Below are 18,401 nucleotides of genomic sequence, written 5' to 3'. Positions count from 1 at the left end.
AAAGCAGCACCGCGAACTTGCACTTTTGTCGGCATCTGATAGAATATACTCAGATGAAACTATTCTTTTTGGAGGAATTAAATTTTGAATATAGGGAAACCGCGAAAAATAGGAAAAAGTATTGAAGATATCGAGGAAGGCGATTCGTTATCCTTAACAGAATCGATCGAAGACAATCAACTGCTGTTATATTTAGGGCTGACTAATGATGCCAATCCTTTGTATATACAACATGACTACACACAAAAAACTGAGTACCAGCGTCCCATCGTACCATCCATTATGTTGATGGGGATCATTACCAGTGCCGTATCGAAACATTTGCCTGGTCCTGGCTCTCATGTAGTCAATTTTTCGGTAAACTTTATTGAACCTGTATATCATTATGAAACGTTGACCTTTGAATTCGAAGTGATCAAAGTGGATAAAATGAAAGACGTGGTAACTATTTCAGTTGAAGCGATCAACACAGAAGATCATCGTATTTTAGATGCTGTGGTCATGGTCCAGCCGCCAAAAGCAGTAGCAGAAAATGAGGAGGAACAACAAGATGAATAATTTAAATAATGAAACCGTCCAAGCCCAAGGCTTAAATCGCTTTTATTCAAAAGTGTATTTATTCTTCGGCGTTGGGCTTGCGATCAGTGCGATCTCAGCCTATATATTTGGGGAAGTCTTTCAAGCGCAAACCCTGCAATTTATCAGCAACTTTCCGCTAGGATTTACTGGTCTTTGGATCTTACAGATCATTCTAGTTATTGTATTAGGGGTGAAGGCGCAGAAAAATCCGTCCTTGACCGTTGCTGGCTTTTTAGTCTATTCGCTCTTGAATGGATTGACCTTGTCTGTGACACTGATGATCTATGACTTTGGATCGATCGTGGGAGCATTTGTTTCAGCAGCTGTCACTTTTGGTGTCATGTCAGCATTTGGGATCATGACCAAACGGGATCTAAGTGTAGTTGGTCGTATCGGCTATGGTCTGTTGCTCGGGATCATCATCTCGACGCTCTTGAATGTATTTATTTTACGCAGTCAACCGGTTGACTTTTTCTTATCGATCGTGACCGTCTTTGTCTTTATGGGGATCACCGCCTATGACAATCAGCAAATCCGCAATGTATACTTCGCAACGAATGGTGGCGCAAATACAGGAGTGGCCGTTTTTATGGCATTACAACTGTATTTGGACTTTATCAACTTATTCCTTGCGTTATTGCGAATCTTTGGAAAAAACAACTAAAAAAAGTGCGAGGAAACTCGCCTTTTTTTTTGTATAAAATGAGAGAGAAAACAAAGCAATTCATCGCTTTTGTGCCCGTTCTTTGATAGAATAAAGAGGAACTTTTTGAGAAAAGGAGTAATCAAATGCCAAAAAATAAATTACTACTCGTTGATGGAAATAGTGTGGCTTTTCGCGCGTTTTTTGCGTTGCATAATTCATTAGAACGGTTTAAAAATGCCAATGGGCTGCACACAAATGCCATCTATGCGTTTCATACTATGTTTGAAAATGTGATGGCAAAAGAACAGCCAACACATGTTTTAGTGGCTTTTGATGCTGGAAAAACCACCTTCAGGACAGCGATGTATGAAGACTATAAAGGCGGACGTTCAAAAACCCCTGGGGAATTTAAAGAACAAATGCCTTACATTCGCGAATTGATCAACGCGTTAGGTGTTCAATATTACGAATTAGATAATTACGAAGCCGATGATATCATTGGCACATTGGCAAATAAAGTCGACAAAGAGCTGTTTGACGTTGTCGTTTTATCTGGCGATCGCGATTTGACCCAGCTGGCAACGGAGCACGTGAAAGTTGACATTACGGTCAAAGGAGTTAGCGAAATTGAAAGTTATACACCCGCTCATGTGGCTGAAAAATATGACGGCCTAACGCCCTTACAAATCATCGACATGAAAGGACTAGCTGGTGATGCTTCCGATAATATTCCTGGTGTCACCAAAATTGGTGAGAAGACAGCCATCAAGCTATTGAAGGAATATGGCTCCGTTGAGGGGATCTATGAACACATCGATGAAATGAAAAAAAGCAAGATGAAAGAAAACTTGATCAATGACCGTGAGATCGCCTTTCTTTCAAAACAGTTAGCAACCATCGATGTGGATGCGCCCATTGAGGTCGATGTCGACAAACTGAAATATGAAGGCAAAGATTTAGAGAAATTGGTGCCATTCTACCAAGAAATGAACTTTAATAGCTTCTTAGAGAAGTTGCAGATTACAGCTGAACCAGTTGAGATGGAAGACATTTTATTTTCGGTCGTTGAAGAAGTAACAGAAGATATGTTCCAAGGAGACACGGCATTGTATGTCGAGATGATGGGGGATAACTATCATTTGGAAGACATCGTCGGTGTTGCTTGGGGCAATCAAGAAAAAATTTATGTCAGCAATCGTGAAGAATTGTTTGAAAGTCCATTCTTTACCAATTGGTTAAAAGACGAGGAACGTAAAAAATTCGTCTATGATGCCAAACGCACGTATGTGGCATTAAACCGATACACGACAGCACCAAAAGGAATCGCTTTTGATGTTTTATTGGCAGCTTATCTTTTAGACACGAATGATACGAATAATGACATCGCAGGTGTTGCCGCTCACTATGGCTATGATGCGATCCAATCGGATGAAGCGATTTATGGAAAAGGTGCGAAAAAAGGTCTGCCAGCGGATGAGGAAGACTTCTTTGCTCATTTAGCCCGTAAAGTAGCAGCGATTACGAACCTAACACCAAAGCTTACGGAAGAATTGGCAGCGAAGAATCAAACAGCGCTATTTGAAGAAATGGAATTGCCTTTATCAATGATTTTAGCTGATATGGAGATTACTGGAATCAAAGTTGATGCGTCTCGCTTGCATCAGATGAAGGGCGAATTTGCGCAACGGTTGCATGAAATTGAAGAAAAAATCTACGCCGAAGCTGGTGAAACCTTCAACTTAAACTCACCGAAACAACTGGGTGTGATCTTATTTGAAAAAATGGGCTTACCAGTCATCAAAAAAACCAAGACTGGCTATTCGACAGCCGTCGATGTGTTAGAACAACTAAAAGAGCAAGCACCGATCGTTGAAGACATTTTGACTTATCGTCAAATCGCTAAGATCCAATCAACCTATGTAGAAGGCTTATTAAAAGTGATCCAAGGGGATGGCAAAGTCCATACACGATATGTACAAACCTTGACCCAAACTGGTCGTTTAAGTTCTGTCGATCCGAACTTGCAAAACATTCCGATTCGTTTAGAAGAAGGTCGAAAGATCCGTGAAGCCTTTGTGCCGCGAGAAGCTGATTGGGTGATCTATTCTTCTGACTACTCTCAAATCGAATTACGAGTGTTGGCACATATCTCAGATGATACCCATTTGAAAGAAGCCTTTATCGAAGGTCAAGATATCCACTCAAGCACAGCGATGCGAGTCTTTGGTATCGAAAAAGCAGAAGATGTGACACCAAATATGCGTCGTCAAGCCAAAGCGGTCAACTTCGGTATCGTTTATGGTATTTCCGATTATGGCTTATCCCAGAATCTAGGAATCACCAGAAAAGCCGCCCAACAATACATTGATACGTATTTTGAAAAATATCCTGGTGTGAAAACGTATATGGAGGATGTGGTTCGTGAGGCGAAGGACAAAGGGTACGTTGAAACCTTGTATCATCGCCGTCGTTACCTACCTGATATCAATTCGCGCAATTTCAATATTCGGACTTTTGCTGAAAGAACCGCCATCAATACACCGATCCAAGGCAGTGCGGCGGATATCTTAAAGATTGCCATGATCGATTTGGCGAAACGTTTGAAAGAAGAAAAATTAGCAGCAACGATGCTGCTGCAAGTACACGATGAACTAGTCTTTGAAGTACCTGAATCTGAATTGCCTCGTCTTGACGCTTTAGTGAAAGAAGTGATGGAGCAAGCCGTTGCATTGCATGTCCCTTTACTGACAGACAGCAATTGGGGCAAAACATGGTACGATGCAAAATAAATGAGGTGAACAGAGGTGCCTGAATTACCAGAAGTTGAAACGGTCCGCAAAGGACTTGAAAAACTTGTTTTAAATAAAACGATCGAATCGGTCGAGATCCTTTGGCCACGAATCATCGAAAGTCCTGAAGTGCCGATCTTTTCGGCACTGTTGAAAGGGCAACGTTTTGAAAGATTTGAACGACGTGGAAAATTTTTGATTTTTAAATTGACAGATTATGATCTGATCTCTCATCTACGAATGGAAGGCAAGTACGAGTATTTTGAGTCAGAACCGATTGTCGATAAACATACACATGTCATTTTCCATTTTACGGATGGCAGTCAGTTAAATTACCAGGATGTAAGAAAATTTGGTCGTATGACTTTAGTGGATAAAGACCAAAGCGCAGCCTATAAAGGCATCATGCAATTAGGTCCTGAGCCTAAGCCTGAATTGTTTTTATTGGAAGCATTTGAGCAAGGATTGAAGCGGTCTAAAAAAGCCATCAAACCCCTTTTGTTAGATCAAAAACTTGTGACTGGTTTGGGCAATATTTATGTAGATGAGGCGCTATGGCAAGCGAAGATCCATCCTGAACAACCAGCAGATTCCCTCACCCCAGCAGAAGCCAACGTGTTGCATCAAGCGATCATCGATGTCTTGGAACGCGCCGTTGAAGCAGGGGGGACAACCATTCGGACCTATCTCAATGCATTGGGCGAAGCAGGAAAATTCCAAATGTCATTAAATGTCTATGGCCAAACGGGCAATCCGTGCGGGCGATGCGGGACACCAATCGTCAAGACCAAGGTTGCCCAACGGGGGACGCACTTTTGTCCTCAGTGCCAAAAATTGCATGTGAGGTCCAGCAAATGAGTTTTGTCTTAGGGGTCACTGGCGGGATCGCCACTGGGAAAAGTACCGCAGTCGCGCATTTTCGCTCACTGGGCTTACCGATTATTGATGCCGATATCATCGCCAGAGAAGTCGTTGAACCGAATACGGAGGGCTTGCAGGCGGTGACACAAGCCTTTGGTCCGCAGATTTTGAGCGATGACGGACACCTGGATCGGCAAACCCTCGGTGCCCTGATATTTAATGATCCAGAAAAACGTCGCTTGCTGAATCAGACGCTGTCGCCATTTATTCGACAAGAGATTTTGTCTCAGATCGAAGAAAAAAGGCAGCAAGTGCCCTTGTTGATCGTTGACATTCCTTTGCTTTATGAAGCCGACTACGACCAATACATGGATCAAACCGCAGTCGTTTATGTGCCAGAAGCGCTTCAAAAAGAGCGGTTGATGGCACGTAATCAACTGAGTGAGCAAGAAGCGCAACAACGAATCGACAGTCAGCTTTCCATTGAGAAAAAGAAACAACGGGCAGATATTGTCTTTGATAATCAAGGAACGATAGCCCAACTCAATCAGCAGATCGATGATTGGTTAGCATCCTTAAACAAATAGATAAGACAGCAGGTTCCCTTCAGTAAAAGGGAACCTGCTATTTTATCTTTCAATAGCAAACCTAGCCCTATCATTTCCCAAAACAACTGGCGCTGAAACATGTCGGAAACTGTTTGGTTTGGAAAGTAAGACGATCGTGTATGAATGGTTAAATATCAAAGTACCAGCCCTGATTTATTTTGGGGTCACGATCACGCGATTGCTGGAAAAGGGGTGAAGAATGATCGGCTGATCATAAAAAGAGGTGAGAACCTCCTCAGTAAAAATCGTCTCTCGTTGACCAGCGGCGTGGACTTTGCCGTTTTTTAACATCAGCAAATGAGTGAAAATCGGTAGTAGCTCTTCCGTATGATGGGTAACGTAAAGAAGAGTCGGCGTATTCGGCAGATGTGAAAAAGCCTGCAGACGGGTTAGCAGTTCTTCTCGCGCAAATAAATCAAGGCCCGTACAAGGTTCGTCCAAAATGAGGATCTCTGGTTGTGCCATCATGGCACGTGCGATCATGACAAATTGTTTTTCCCCTTGCGAAAGGACATGATAGGAACGATGGATCAGATGCGACAAACCTAAGTCAGCCAAAAGCTCTTTTGCTTGGATCAGCTGCTCTTCTTCGTAGGACTCATAAAGACCAATACTGGAATAAAGCCCCGAAAGAACGATTTCTTCGGCAAGATAGCGACCATAAAACTTGCTTTGCAGCGCTGAACTGACCCAACCAATGCGCCGTTGAAGATCGGGCACAGACGTTTTTCCGTAACGCTCACCTAAGACCGTTCGTTGACCAGAAGAAGGCCATAAACTTCCCGTGATCATTTGGAGTAATAAACTTTTGCCAGCACCATTCAGACCTAAAATCGCCCAATGCTCACTTTTTTTCACTTGCCAATTGATCGCTTTTAATAAATAGTTCTTGTCGCGAACGAAAGAAACCTGTTGGAAATCGAGGATTGTCATCTATTGTCGAACCTTAGACAGGTTCTTCACCTCCAGTTGTAAGAAAATTCAGAAAATAATCGCTCATATTATAGCATAAAGAAAAACATTTTGCTGACTGTTTGGTATCGTATTCATATCTTTTGTCAGAAATCAGAATGCTTGTTATGATGAAAGTATACAGGAGGGATGATAACTATGGGTACTTTTAAAGATGAAAAAGATGTGATCGTTGGCAAAGCCAAAGAAAAAATCGGTGAGTGGACCAACAATGAAGAACTTGCCCACTCTGGAAAAGAACAAGCACAAGAAGGTCAAATCAAGAAAGAGCACGATCAAAAACGAGTCAATGAACTAGATGATCAAAATGATGAGCGTGATGCCCGCAATGATCGAACCACCCCTGAAAATGTCAGCAGCGAAGAACTATTGCGAGCTGAAAATCCCGATGCGAATAAAATTTCTTCGAATGATCGACGGGATGCAGACCAGCTGAAGCATTACACAGGAATTGAAGATAAATTATAAACGACCATGGATGCCTTCGTCTTCTAGACGAGGCATTTTTTGTTAATGAGACCAAAGAGAGGTTGAAAGACAACCACCTGCACAGTTGACAATTTCTCAACCTCTCATTATAATCCATTAAGATCGCATGGAAAGCAGCAAAGATATTGGGAGGTGGTCATCAAATGCTTATTTATGCATTGTGTACGACTGTCAAGAAAGTAGAACAGCCGCAATAGGAAACGGAAAATTAGAAAGAAGGCTTTTTTATGATCGAACCTTACCAATTTCATTCAATTAAACATCAAGTATACCAATTAGTACGAACATATCAATCGGTCAATGATCCTCGAACGATCAAAACGGTTGAAACGATGACAAAAGACGCCATAGAACAATTTTTTCCTGAAGAAGAAACAGCACCACGAGAAATTTTAGCTGCTTTCTTTCAACCGGGGATGACGATCAGTCGCAGCAATGAGCTATTAACAGAGCTCAAAGAGTACGTCCGACCCTTTCAGGTACCGACAACAAAACAAATTGAAAAAATGTTTCGGAAAGTAAAAAAACTGAAAATACCTGATTTTGCTTCCGTTGATTTAAAAGAGACCACCTATCTTTCTTGGGATGATATCGGTAGTCAAAGCAAGTTTATGATCATTGCCACTGAGCAGGGCTTTACAGGACTTCACGGTCATGTCTCAACCGAGGTCAAGAAAGGAATCTGTCCCTTATGCCAGCATGAAGGGAATGTCTCGATGTTTCTTTCTCTGACAAAAAGCAATGGCGATGGAACGTATACCAAACGGGGGAACTATATTTGCCGGGATAGCCAACGGTGCAATCAGCAGATGGAACAGCCAGCAAATTTGCATGACTTTGTTTCTTTGCTGCAAATGAAAGATAAATAACGAAATGAAACGGCAGAAAAATTTCTGTCGTTTTTTCAAATTCAAAAAAACAGTAGTTATAACATTATTTAAATTTTGTATTAAATGAACAGAATAAACCACTTTGGCTATTGTACCAACGGATTTCATGTTATAATTAATCATAGAAACCGATGACTTTACGTAAATACGTAAGCGCATAAGAGAGAAAATGAGGTGGAACTATGCAATGTCCAAAATGTCATCATAACAATTCTAGGGTAGTTGATAGTCGACAAGCCGATGATGGACGTGTGATTCGCCGCCGTCGTGAATGCGAAAATTGCGGCTATCGCTTTACAACATTTGAACGTATCGAAGAGGCACCCCTACTTGTCATTAAGAAGAATGGTGCCCGTGAAGAATTCAATCGCGAAAAAATCCTACGGGGTTTGATTCGTTCTGCTGAAAAACGACCAGTGACAATGGATCAAATGGAAACGATTGTCGATCATGTGGAAAGTCGTGTTCGTGCTCTTGGTGAAAATGAAATTTCTACAACACAGATTGGTGAGTATGTGATGGAAGATTTAGTTGATTTAGACGAGATCGCTTATATCCGTTTTGCCAGTGTCTATCGCCAGTTTAAAGACATGTCAGTTTTCTTGAAAGAACTACAAGACATCGTCGAAAAAGCGAAAGAACCACAAGAATAGAGGGGGACAACAAGTGGGCAATAGTTTACCGAATCAATCGTACAAAGTGTTCAAAAGCCGTCCACTTACACAGGAAGGGAAAGACGCCCTCATTTATTTGTATCAACCAATTATTGAAAGTGATGCTTTAGCGTTGTATTTGACACTCGCAAGCGATGTCCAAGCCCAAAGCTTTTCTGGCGAGGAGTCGATGACGACCGTGCATCTAGATATCTTGAATGCCATGAATGCGGGAATGCCTCGCTTCATAAAAGCCAAGCAAAACTTAGAGGGCATCGGCTTGCTAAAGTCTTATGAGAAAGCAGATGCTCAAAACGGGAGCTCGTATCTGTATTGGTTGCAAGAACCGGTCCATCCAGCAGCGTTTTTTCAAGATGAATTGTATGCTTATCTGTTGTTGGAAAGAGTCGGGGAGCGTAAATTTGATCAGCTGGTCAAGCTGTATCAACCAAAGCAGTGTTCCTTGACCGATTATCAGGAAGTGACGCAATCCTTCTCAGCCGCCTATGGGTTAAATACCGCACGTTTTGCTTCACATGAAGAAACGTTACAGGCAGTCAGTGATTCTTTTCAAGAAACCAAAGCGAACTTGGTGCTTGACGAAAAGCAGTTGGATTGGGACTTTCTTTTATATGAAGCGCAGCGTCGGTATATCCGTGCCGCTAATTTCACGCCAAGTTTTCGACAAAAGTTAGTTCTATACCATTCTTTATATGGCTATGATGTGTTGGAATTGTTGGATTTGATGGCGGACAATGTTTCTTTGACAACAGGCGAGGTCGACCAGAAGAAGCTGGAACAAGCTATCATGAAGAAATCACGGCAAACATTCACGAAAACATCAAAAAGAGAAGATCCCCAAGCGGAAAGTCAGTTGCGCCGCTTCAATACCTTAAAACAGAATGGTTTTTCAGAAAATGATGTCTTATTGATTCAAGAAAGTGAGAACAATGCACCGATCGCTTTTCTCAAGGCGATCAAAGCGGAGAAGAACAGTTTCATGACGGATTCAGAACAATGGCTGATCAAGAGCCTTGTCGAACGGTCACCATTGCCAAATAGTGTGATCAATGTTCTGGTTCATTATGTCTTGGTGGTCCAAAACAATGCCGCTTTGTCAGGGAATTATGTGAACAATATCGCCGCCCAGTGGTCAGAATTAAAAATTGGCACGGCAGAAGATGCCATCAAACATGTTCGGAGCCTTGTTCGAAGTGCCAAGGAAAAACGCAGCCGACCACAAACCAGCGGCAAAAAAATCATTCGCGAAGAAAAGCTGCCTTCTTGGGCTGAAAAACCAGTGGAAGAGACAGCCTTAACGCCAGAGCGACAAGCAGAATTAGATAAAAAACTGCAAAACTACTTGCATAAGAAAGCTGGTGACAAGTAATGGAAGATGTAGGGAAAAACTTAGGAAAACTATTGGATAAACGCAATTACCGTGATCAGTTTTCAGCAATGATGGCAGAAGTTTTACAAGATCCTGATGTCAAAGCATTTATTGCCGAAAATGAAGAGGTATTGACCGAAGCAGATATTAAAAAAAGCTATGCGAAACTGTATGAGTTCGTCCAAGAAAAGCGGAAATTCCGCATCAATGATCCATCCATGATCGCACCGGGCTATGAGCCGCGCTTAGCGTTAAATTTTCATTTTATTGACGTCACCTATGTACCAACGAAAGAACTACTGGCATATCAGAAACAAGAAGAGATCCGCAGTCGCATCAAAGCGATGGATATGCCTAAAGATATACAAGAAGCAAGTTTTGCAGATTATCAGCAAACGCCTGGCCGAATGGAGGCCATCGCAGCTGCCGTTGATTTTATTAGTGAGTTGACAGCCAATCCACAGGAGTTTCATAAAGGACTATACTTTGTGGGGAGTTTTGGGATCGGAAAAACCTATCTGCTTGGAGCGATCGCCAGAGATTTAGCGGAGGCTGGCTACACGACGACATTGGTTCACTTCCCGACATTTGCAGTAGAGATGAAACAAGCAATCGGCAAAGATCAGGTGGGGGATAAGCTGAATGCAGTGAAAAAAGCCCCAATCTTAATGATGGACGATATCGGTGCGGATGCGATGAGCAGTTGGATTCGTGATGAAGTCTTCGGTGTGATTCTACAATACCGAATGCAAGAGCAACTCCCGACGTTCTTTACCTCGAATTTTACTATGCATGAGTTGGAGCAGCATCTTTCAGTAACGCAACGCGGCGAATCCGAACCATTGAAAGCCAAACGTATTATGGAGCGTATTCGTTACTTGACACAAGAGATCCAAATGACGGGCAAAAATCGACGAAATGATGCCTAAAAAAACCATTACTGGAGGAAGAAGATGATGAAAAAACAAGTGATTCTAGGCTTGTCCTTAGCAGCAGTGTTGCTGTTAACGGCTTGTGGCAGTCCCGAAAACAACAATGCATCAAGTGGCGATAACACGCCTTCTGAATCAAGTGAGAATGCTAGTTCCGTTGCCAATAGTTCTTCAGAGAGCGAAACAGCGACGGTTTTTACTGGTATTATCCAAGAAGATGCCCGAGCAGGTTCGGATGATACCTTTCAATTATTTTTGAAAGACGTAGCGGCAGTTGAAGATGAGGATCAAGTCGTCCAAAGTTTTCAAAATGATGGGGTCATTCTCCATGTCCCTGTCGAGGCCTATTCGGGAGAGATCGAGGAGTTAGTTGAAGGAGACAAGGTCCAAGTGTCGCTGCAAGGTGTCCCGATCATGACGATGTCGATCCCACCGCAAATTCCCGGTAACTCGATTCAAAAGGTTGAATTAGTGAACGATTAATGCAATGTGCGCCTTGGCAATGGCACCACAGTCAAGACGCACATTTTTTTCTATTTATGGAAAGCGTGTTATACTACGAAAGAAGGAGTGACAATATGAACGAACATGCATTATCGGATCGTTTGGCTTGCGTGGGCGAACAAATTCCCGACCAAGCACGTATCGCCGACATCGGCTCCGACCATGCTTATTTACCTGTGGCATTGATGCTGCAGAACAAAATCACTTATGCTGTAGCTGGAGAAGTCGTTCAAGGACCTTATGATTCTGCCAGTAAACAAGTACGTAAAAACGGGCTAACAGAGAAGATCGTGGTGCGCTTAGCAGACGGATTGGACGCTATTCAGCCAGCAGATAAGATCGACACGGTTGTTGTTGCTGGAATGGGGGGGACTTTGATTCGCTCTATTTTAGAAGAAGGCAGCAGAAAAAATCGCTTAGCGGGGGTCAAGCGTTTGGTCTTACAACCGAATGTTGGCGAAAGGACCTTGCGGGAATGGCTCGTTGATCATAATTTTACGATCACTCATGAAGTGCTGTTAGAAGAAAATGACAAAAATTATGAAATCATCGTTGCGGAAACTGGAAAAGCGACATACACGAACCGGCAATTATTTTTTGGTCCCTTTTTATTAAAAGAAAAAAATCCAGTTTTTTATAAAAAATGGCAGCATGAATTGAAGCAGCGTCAACGAGTGGTCAAAGAGTTAGAGAAAGCCAAAGAACCACCTGCTGAGAAAATGAATGAATTGAAAGAACAAATCGAATGGATCAAGGAGGTACTGGCATGATTTCTGGTCAAGAATTTATCAAACGCTTTGAAGCATACTGCCCGTTATGGTTGGCAGAAGAAGGCGATCCAGTTGGTCTGCATGTTGGTACATTAAACAAACCCCTCGAGCGAGTCATGATGACCCTTGATGTCCGTCCAGAAGTGGTAACCGAAGCCATCGAGAAAAAGATCGACTTGATCATCGCGAAACATCCACCGATCTTTCGCCCTTTGAACCGCTTGCTGACCGATGATCCGCAACAAAAGATGTTGATGGATCTCGTCAAGCATGATATCGCCGTTTACGCCGCCCACACCAATATGGATATTATTGAAGACGGTTTGAATGATTGGTTTTGTGAACTGCTAGAAGTTGAACCAGATACGTACTTGAAGCAAACCCATCAAGTAAAAATGAAGAAGTTAGCTGTATTTACACCTGTTGAATCGGCACCAGCATTGCGAAAGGCATTAGGAAAAGCTGGTGCTGGTCAGCAAGGCAATTACCAAAACACCAGCTATTCATTGATTGGCACCGGTCGCTTTACGCCACAACAAGCAGCGCATCCTGCCATCGGTGAGATCGGAAAAGAAGAACAGGTGCAAGAAGCGAAAATCGAAGTCATTTTTCCAGAAACGATCGAGAAAAAGGTCCTTTCGGCAATGATCGCTGCTCATCCTTACGAAGAGCCAGCTTATGATCTGTATGCCTTAGACAATTTGCCGAAGACCTATGGAATCGGACGCGTTGGCAACCTCGCTGAGCCTCTTTCCATTGATCAGTTTGTCGCACGTGTCAAAGAGCGGTTTGGTTTGACTGCTTTACGGGTTGTCAGTTTTCCTAATGCACCTGAAAAAATTCAGCGAATCGCCATTTGTGGCGGCAGTGGTCAATCGTTTTATTCGGATGCCTTACGCCATCAAGCGGATTTGTACATCACTGGCGATATCAGTTACCATTTCGCCCATGACATGCAAGCCAATGGGTTGATCGCGATCGATCCAGGGCACAACATCGAAAAGGAATGTATTCCTCGGTTTATTGAGAAATTCAATCAGTGGAAAGCAGAAGAGAACTGGGCTGTGACCTTTGTTCCTTCCACCACTTCAACAAATCCATTTGACTATAGATAGGAGAATCTTTTATGTACGAAAATTTATTGCCTCGCTTTTTAAAATATGTCAAAACAGAAACTCGCTCAGATGCGACAAGCACCACAACACCTTCCACCCAAACACAAGTCGCGTTTGCTAAAGAACTGCAAAAAGAACTTGAAGAACTAGGGTTAAGCGATGTTCATTACAATGAATCCAATGGTTTCGTAATCGCAACATTACCAAGTAATGTCGAACATGACGTGCGCTCCATCGGTTTTATCGCCCATATGGATACCGCCGATTTTAATGCAGAAAATGTTGATCCGCAGATCATCGAAAATTACGATGGCGAATCGACCATTAAATTAGATAAAGAAGGAAAATACACATTAAACACAAAAGATTTTCCGAATTTAAAAAATTATGCTGGCGAAACCTTGATCACTACTGATGGTACCACTTTATTAGGTTCTGATGATAAGTCAGGTATTGCAGAAATCATGACAGCCATGGAAATTTTACTGAAAACCCCAACGATCAAGCATGGGGAAATCAAAGTCGCATTTGGCCCTGATGAAGAAATTGGTGTTGGTGCCGATAAATTCGATGTGGAAGATTTCAATGTTGATTTTGCCTATACAATGGATGGCGGTCCAGTAGGAGAATTGCAATACGAAACCTTCAATGCGGCGCAAGCTGAAATTACGATCCAAGGAAAGAATGTCCACCCTGGAACTGCTAAAGACACCATGATCAACGCCTTGCAACTAGCAGTCGATTTTCAAAATGCGCTACCTGCTGATGAAGTTCCTGAGAAAACCGAAGGGACAGAAGGGTTCTTCCATTTGATGAGCCTTAGTGGTTCAGTAGAAGAAGCGAAAATGGCATACATTATTCGAGATCATGACCGGAGTCGTTTCGAAGAAAGAAAAGCACAATTATTAGCGGTTCAAGAAAGCTTGAATGCCCGCTTTGATGAACCACGAGTGCACGTACATCTATATGATCAATACTACAACATGAAAGAAATCATCGAAAAAGATATGAGCATCATTGATTTAGCGAAAGATGCGATGAAAGCAGTTGGAATCACACCGATGACAGAACCTGTCCGTGGTGGTACGGATGGCTCGAAAATCTCCTATCTAGGGATTCCAACCCCGAATATCTTTGCTGGTGGAGAAAATATGCATGGACGTTATGAGTTCGTCTCACTACAATCAATGATGAAAGCGACCGATGTGATCGTGAAAATCGCCGAACTGAATGCGCAAGCATAGCAGCAGCTTCTTCATTGAAAGAAAAGAACAACTTTAGGGCTGGGAACTCTTCACGCAGGTCTTGCGTAAGGCCCGGCCTTTTATTAGGATGTGAATAGGATGAAAATTCTCGTATTATACAACGATACAGCGGGGAAAAGTGAAGCAAAAGAAACAGCAGAAAAATTCCAAGCCTATGTGAACGAACAAGGCGATGAGCATCAAGTGTTTTTACAAGCATCAAATCCCGATGTTGACCCTGAGGATGTTAAAGAGGCAGCCAAGAAACATGTGGTCGATACGATTGTTATTATTGGTGGGGATGGAACGATCCATCATGGGCTGCAAACATTCAAAGAAAAGCTGGATGAGCTGAAGATCGGGATCATTCCTGGAGGAACGGTAAATAACTTCGCTCGAATGTTAGGTATTCCAGTCAAGCTAGAAGAAGCGTTTGAGAATATTTTAACAGGGGTTGAACGTCCGATCGATTATGGGATGGTCAATGATCAAGTAATGATCTCGACGATGACCATTGGTCTTTTAGCAGATACTGCAGCAGCAACTTCCCAAGAAGAAAAACAACAATACGGTCCGTTGGCGTTTATGAAACGGTTCATTCATCTGTTGATCAAAAAGAAACAATACAAATTGGAAGTCATCGCTGACGAACGGAAATGGCAGGGGAAAAGTCAATTACTGACGATCGTCATGTCGAATTCAGCAGGTGGGTTTAAGAACTTTGATGAAGAAGCAAAACCTGACGATGGCTTGTTCCATGTTATTCTTTTGCCAAAATTGAACATTTTACGGTTTATTTTGTATTTGCCAAGAATTATTCGTGGTAGAATTGCCAAAGTACCAAGTGTTGAATATTTCACTGCCGCAAAGGTCTCGATCAAGGCGAAAGAAAAAACGGTTCATACTCGGACCGACGGCGATCCAACGGATGATCTGCCAATCGAGATGAAAGTCATCAAGCATGGGTTGACGATGTTGGTACCTGAGGAAGCACAAGAATCAAAATAATGGTCCCTACGATCAATCATATGGAGGAAATGGATGGATGCACTGATTTACAATCCATTGTGGTTTTATTTAATTGCAGTCAATCTTTATCTTTTCTGTCTGATGGGTTATGATAAATATCAGGCAGTAAAACAAGGTTGGCGGGTTCCCGAAGCAAATCTCCTTTTTATGGGGGCGATTGGCGGCGGATTAGGCGGTTTGATCGCGCAACGCGTGTTTCGCCATAAAACAAGAAAGAAGAAGTTTTATTTCTTTTTTGCTTTCGGCACCGTTTTTGCTATCCTGCTGATGGTCTTTTTTGCATAAATTCGGTTTAACAAGCAAGGAGTTAATATGAAAACTAAAGTGAAGTTCGCCCTTAATTTACTTTTACTAGTAGGCATTCTGGGTGTGATGTATTTTTTTGTCCGTAACTCGATGATGGAAATTTTAGCGGGGCTAAGAGAGACCAGCTTTCTCGTCGTCTTACTGGTTATGGGGCTTGGCACATTGTACCTAGTGATTGAAGGACGAACAGTCAAAGAGATCGCAGTGACTTTTCAACCGGAATTCACCACCAAGGCGGGGTTTCTGACCGTCTGTTACAGTGGGTTTTATCGGATCGTGACGTTTGGCGCGGGCACCTTGATCTCAGAGGTGAATTTTTATCGTAAAAATGGCTTGCAGTTGTCACAAGGGGTTGGGGTCACCACCTTACACATGGTGATGTATAAGTTTGCCATATTGACTTATGCGATTGCTGGGTTGATCATTCAATTCTCGTTATTCTATGACAATGCGCCGAATATGATTTGGGTGATATTGGCAGGGATCGTACTCGTCTTTTTGATCATAGCCGCTTTATTGGCACTTTCTGTCAGTATCAACATTCAAGTCTTTTTTGTGATCGTCAGCAATAAGCTGTTCAAAAGTGCGACATTAAGAGGGATCGTTGACAAATGCAACACTCAGATCTATTCTTTGCGAGAAACGGTCAATGCAATCATTACCGACCGCACCGCTTTCTTACGCATCTACCTTTGGAATCTTTTGAAGATGCTGCCTTGGTACGTGATCCCTTATGTGATTCTTGTCGTGCAGCACCCAGAGATCGATTTCTTGTTGACGTTATCCTTCATCAGCTTTGCCGTCGTCTTGTCCGGGGTGATTCCAACACCGGCAGGGATCGGTTCCTTTGAATTTATTTATATGCTGCTTTTTGGTCCATTAGTCGGCACAGTCGATGCAGCATCTTCTATGCTGCTGTATCGCTTAGCGACATTCATTTGGCCCTTCATTATTGGCTTTGCATATGTAATGAAAGAAAAGCGCAAAGACATTAGCCAAGAGCTGACAGAGCTTAGAAAAGAAAAAGTGGAAAGTTAAAAAAACGCTTATCTTCGAGTAGAGGATAAGCGTTTTTTTTAGTCTTTCAAATCAATGATCCGATCAACAAAGGATTCATAGAATTCAGCTTCATGGGAAACGATCAGAACGGTTCCAGGAAAAGCTGCCAGGGTTTCTTCCAAATTGTTTTTCGTGTCTTGATCGATATGGTTGGTCGGTTCATCAAGAATCAAAAAGTTGCTTTTGATCAACATCATTTCAGCTAACTTCACTTTTGTCTGCTCGCCACCACTTAATAATTTCAATTCCTCTTGAGCAAGCTGGCTAGGTAATCCCGCACGAGAAAGTTGTCGTCGCAATTCTTTGTTGGTTGCCTTTGGGAAAAGATCCTCGAGGTATTGCAGAGGCGTCTGTAACGGATACTCCCAGTCAAGATCTTGAGAAAAGTAATTAAACTTTGTATGCTGTGGGTAAGAAACGGTTCCTTCAATTGCAGGGATCACACCAAGTATTGTTTTGATCAACGTCGATTTACCGATCCCATTAAATCCCCGAATTGCAATTTTTTCGCCATAGCGGATCGTTAGGTTGATTGGCGATAGTAAAGGCTTTTGGTCGTAACCGATCACTAGATTGGTCGTTTCTAATGCCAAGGTCGTAACGATCGGTGCCAAATCAAATCCTAGATGTGGTTTAGGGACATCTTGGGGTGGGGTCAAACGTTCGATTTTTGCCAATTGTTTTTCACGACTCTTTGCCATTGTTGAACGAGAACCAGCTTTGTATTTACGGATATAGCTTTCGGTTTTCTTGATATGCTCTTGTTGTGCTTCGTATTGCTTCATATAACTTTCATTTTGCAGCGTTTTTAGCTTTAATGCTTTGTCTAAATTCCCCGTATACTTAGAAAGCTTGCCAAATTCGATATCAATGATATGGGTCGTGATTTCATTCAAGAATTGACGATCATGAGAAACGACTAAGTAGGTACCATTAAAGTCCTGTAAAAACTCAACCAGCCATTTGATATGCTCATCATCTAAGTGGTTGGTCGGTTCATCTAAAATCAGCATGTCAGGTTTTTCTAGCAGCATTTTTGCTAAGATCAATTTTGAGCGTTGACCACCACTTAAGGATGCAAGGGGGGTATCCATGCCGAGAACCGAAATACCTAATCCTTCTGCTAAATCATCGATCAATGTATCCATTTGGTAGAAATTTCCTTGATCCAATTGATTTTGCAATTCGCCGGCTTTTTCTAAAAGCTTATCGTCAAGACTTTCGCCATAAGCAGTATAAAGATCGGCGATCTGTTGTTCTTTTTCGAAGTCTTCTGCAAAGGCAGAGCGCAAAAAATCACGGATCGATTGCGTTTCATCAACATTGACGTATTGATCCAAATAGCCCATTTTCAAATTTTTCGGAAATTGAACAAAGCCATCGTCTGGGAGAATTTCTCCTGTAATGATTTTGATTAAAGTACTTTTGCCAGCGCCGTTGCGTCCAATCAACCCGACTTTTTCCCCACGGTTGATTTGAACGGAAACATCTTCGTAAAGCAATTTGTCGCCAAATTGTTGGCTAATATTCGTTAATGTTAACATCGTTTCCTCCATATAAAAAAG

At 42.3% G+C, this 18,401-nt stretch carries 19 protein-coding genes; 17 read left to right on the top strand and 2 right to left on the bottom strand.

Features of this window, described 5'->3' with window-relative positions:
- Window positions 1-84: 84 nt before the first annotated feature.
- From A5883_RS07680 to coaE, 5 genes are all read left to right on the top strand, one after another.
- Window positions 85-558 carry a MaoC family dehydratase gene (locus A5883_RS07680; protein ID WP_005225996.1) on the top strand — a complete coding sequence of 158 codons (474 nt, stop codon included), beginning with the start codon at window positions 85-87 and terminating at the stop codon, window positions 556-558.
- Complete coding sequence (locus A5883_RS07675; RefSeq protein WP_005231333.1) at window positions 551-1,243, top strand: Bax inhibitor-1/YccA family protein; 693 nt, start codon at window positions 551-553, stop codon at window positions 1,241-1,243. Before A5883_RS07680 ends, A5883_RS07675 begins: the two co-directional genes overlap by 8 nt.
- 125 nt (window positions 1,244-1,368) lie before the next feature.
- A complete protein-coding gene (gene polA / locus A5883_RS07670) occupies window positions 1,369-4,014 on the top strand; it encodes a DNA polymerase I (protein WP_086338260.1) in 2,646 nt (881 codons plus the stop codon).
- A gap of 15 nt (window positions 4,015-4,029) precedes the next feature.
- The gene (gene mutM / locus A5883_RS07665) at window positions 4,030-4,872 is read left to right on the top strand and encodes a DNA-formamidopyrimidine glycosylase (RefSeq protein WP_086338259.1); all 843 of its coding nucleotides are present in this window, start codon (window positions 4,030-4,032) and stop codon (window positions 4,870-4,872) included.
- Window positions 4,869-5,462 (top strand): dephospho-CoA kinase, encoded by a 594-nt coding sequence (gene coaE / locus A5883_RS07660; RefSeq protein ID WP_086338258.1) that lies wholly within the window; start codon window positions 4,869-4,871, stop codon window positions 5,460-5,462. Before mutM ends, coaE begins: the two co-directional genes overlap by 4 nt.
- A 174-nt stretch (window positions 5,463-5,636) precedes the next feature.
- Here coaE and A5883_RS07655 read toward each other — a convergent pair whose 3' ends face one another.
- Complete coding sequence (locus A5883_RS07655; protein ID WP_086338257.1) at window positions 5,637-6,416, bottom strand: ABC transporter ATP-binding protein; 780 nt, start codon at window positions 6,414-6,416, stop codon at window positions 5,637-5,639.
- A gap of 168 nt (window positions 6,417-6,584) precedes the next feature.
- Between A5883_RS07655 and A5883_RS07650 the strand changes: the two genes are divergently transcribed.
- The 12 genes from A5883_RS07650 to A5883_RS07595 all read left to right on the top strand — a co-directional run bounded on the left by A5883_RS07650 (window position 6,585) and on the right by A5883_RS07595 (window position 16,815).
- Window positions 6,585-6,923 (top strand): hypothetical protein, encoded by a 339-nt coding sequence (locus A5883_RS07650; protein WP_016609515.1) that lies wholly within the window; start codon window positions 6,585-6,587, stop codon window positions 6,921-6,923.
- Window positions 6,924-7,171: 248 nt separating this feature from the next.
- Entirely contained in the window at window positions 7,172-7,813 is a 642-nt protein-coding gene (locus A5883_RS07645; RefSeq protein WP_015509634.1) for a FusB/FusC family EF-G-binding protein, read from the top strand.
- A 203-nt stretch (window positions 7,814-8,016) separates the two neighbouring features.
- Window positions 8,017-8,487, top strand: a complete 471-nt coding sequence (gene nrdR, locus A5883_RS07640) for a transcriptional regulator NrdR (protein WP_005226004.1) — start codon at window positions 8,017-8,019, stop codon at window positions 8,485-8,487.
- A gap of 13 nt (window positions 8,488-8,500) precedes the next feature.
- Window positions 8,501-9,877, top strand: a complete 1,377-nt coding sequence (locus tag A5883_RS07635; protein ID WP_086338256.1) for a replication initiation and membrane attachment family protein — start codon at window positions 8,501-8,503, stop codon at window positions 9,875-9,877.
- Entirely contained in the window at window positions 9,877-10,806 is a 930-nt protein-coding gene (gene dnaI / locus A5883_RS07630) for a primosomal protein DnaI (RefSeq protein WP_086292327.1), read from the top strand. Before A5883_RS07635 ends, dnaI begins: the two co-directional genes overlap by 1 nt.
- Window positions 10,807-10,830: 24 nt before the next feature.
- On the top strand, window positions 10,831-11,292 hold the full coding sequence (locus A5883_RS07625) for a hypothetical protein (RefSeq protein WP_086338255.1): 462 nt from the start codon (window positions 10,831-10,833) through the stop codon (window positions 11,290-11,292).
- Between the two features lie 95 nt (window positions 11,293-11,387).
- Window positions 11,388-12,083 (top strand): tRNA (adenine(22)-N(1))-methyltransferase, encoded by a 696-nt coding sequence (locus A5883_RS07620; RefSeq protein WP_086338254.1) that lies wholly within the window; start codon window positions 11,388-11,390, stop codon window positions 12,081-12,083.
- The gene (locus tag A5883_RS07615; protein ID WP_303393668.1) at window positions 12,080-13,198 is read left to right on the top strand and encodes a Nif3-like dinuclear metal center hexameric protein; all 1,119 of its coding nucleotides are present in this window, start codon (window positions 12,080-12,082) and stop codon (window positions 13,196-13,198) included. Before A5883_RS07620 ends, A5883_RS07615 begins: the two co-directional genes overlap by 4 nt.
- An 11-nt stretch (window positions 13,199-13,209) precedes the next feature.
- The gene (gene pepT, locus A5883_RS07610) at window positions 13,210-14,442 is read left to right on the top strand and encodes a peptidase T (RefSeq protein ID WP_086338252.1); all 1,233 of its coding nucleotides are present in this window, start codon (window positions 13,210-13,212) and stop codon (window positions 14,440-14,442) included.
- 99 nt (window positions 14,443-14,541) lie between these two features.
- Window positions 14,542-15,450, top strand: a complete 909-nt coding sequence (locus A5883_RS07605) for a diacylglycerol/lipid kinase family protein (protein ID WP_086338251.1) — start codon at window positions 14,542-14,544, stop codon at window positions 15,448-15,450.
- A 33-nt stretch (window positions 15,451-15,483) separates the two neighbouring features.
- Window positions 15,484-15,756, top strand: a complete 273-nt coding sequence (locus A5883_RS07600; protein ID WP_010748207.1) for a DUF1294 domain-containing protein — start codon at window positions 15,484-15,486, stop codon at window positions 15,754-15,756.
- 27 nt (window positions 15,757-15,783) lie between these two features.
- Window positions 15,784-16,815 carry a lysylphosphatidylglycerol synthase transmembrane domain-containing protein gene (locus A5883_RS07595; protein WP_005231344.1) on the top strand — a complete coding sequence of 344 codons (1,032 nt, stop codon included), beginning with the start codon at window positions 15,784-15,786 and terminating at the stop codon, window positions 16,813-16,815.
- Between the two features lie 38 nt (window positions 16,816-16,853).
- Here A5883_RS07595 and A5883_RS07590 read toward each other — a convergent pair whose 3' ends face one another.
- The gene (locus A5883_RS07590) at window positions 16,854-18,380 is read right to left on the bottom strand and encodes an ABC-F family ATP-binding cassette domain-containing protein (RefSeq protein ID WP_086338250.1); all 1,527 of its coding nucleotides are present in this window, start codon (window positions 18,378-18,380) and stop codon (window positions 16,854-16,856) included.
- Between the last annotated feature and the right edge of the window lie 21 nt (window positions 18,381-18,401).

Source organism: Enterococcus sp. 5B3_DIV0040, from assembly GCF_002140755.1.
In the GTDB taxonomy this organism is placed as follows: Bacteria; Bacillota; Bacilli; order Lactobacillales; family Enterococcaceae; genus Enterococcus_D; species Enterococcus_D casseliflavus.
This window is presented reverse-complemented; position numbering and strand designations above follow the sequence as displayed.

Excerpts from the sequence above, each read along its gene's own strand:
- A5883_RS07675 (WP_005231333.1), top strand. The coding sequence starts at position 551 with ATGAATAATTTAAATAATGAAACCGTCCAAGCCCAAGGCTTAAATCGC.
- polA (WP_086338260.1), top strand. The coding sequence starts at position 1,369 with ATGCCAAAAAATAAATTACTACTCGTTGATGGAAATAGTGTGGCTTTT.
- coaE (WP_086338258.1), top strand. The coding sequence starts at position 4,869 with ATGAGTTTTGTCTTAGGGGTCACTGGCGGGATCGCCACTGGGAAAAGT.
- A5883_RS07655 (WP_086338257.1), bottom strand. The coding sequence starts at position 6,416 with ATGACAATCCTCGATTTCCAACAGGTTTCTTTCGTTCGCGACAAGAAC.
- A5883_RS07650 (WP_016609515.1), top strand. The coding sequence starts at position 6,585 with ATGATAACTATGGGTACTTTTAAAGATGAAAAAGATGTGATCGTTGGC.
- A5883_RS07645 (WP_015509634.1), top strand. The coding sequence starts at position 7,172 with ATGATCGAACCTTACCAATTTCATTCAATTAAACATCAAGTATACCAA.
- nrdR (WP_005226004.1), top strand. The coding sequence starts at position 8,017 with ATGCAATGTCCAAAATGTCATCATAACAATTCTAGGGTAGTTGATAGT.
- dnaI (WP_086292327.1), top strand. The coding sequence starts at position 9,877 with ATGGAAGATGTAGGGAAAAACTTAGGAAAACTATTGGATAAACGCAAT.
- A5883_RS07625 (WP_086338255.1), top strand. The coding sequence starts at position 10,831 with ATGATGAAAAAACAAGTGATTCTAGGCTTGTCCTTAGCAGCAGTGTTG.
- A5883_RS07620 (WP_086338254.1), top strand. The coding sequence starts at position 11,388 with ATGAACGAACATGCATTATCGGATCGTTTGGCTTGCGTGGGCGAACAA.
- A5883_RS07615 (WP_303393668.1), top strand. The coding sequence starts at position 12,080 with ATGATTTCTGGTCAAGAATTTATCAAACGCTTTGAAGCATACTGCCCG.
- pepT (WP_086338252.1), top strand. The coding sequence starts at position 13,210 with ATGTACGAAAATTTATTGCCTCGCTTTTTAAAATATGTCAAAACAGAA.
- A5883_RS07605 (WP_086338251.1), top strand. The coding sequence starts at position 14,542 with ATGAAAATTCTCGTATTATACAACGATACAGCGGGGAAAAGTGAAGCA.
- A5883_RS07600 (WP_010748207.1), top strand. The coding sequence starts at position 15,484 with ATGGATGCACTGATTTACAATCCATTGTGGTTTTATTTAATTGCAGTC.
- A5883_RS07595 (WP_005231344.1), top strand. The coding sequence starts at position 15,784 with ATGAAAACTAAAGTGAAGTTCGCCCTTAATTTACTTTTACTAGTAGGC.
- A5883_RS07590 (WP_086338250.1), bottom strand. The coding sequence starts at position 18,380 with ATGTTAACATTAACGAATATTAGCCAACAATTTGGCGACAAATTGCTT.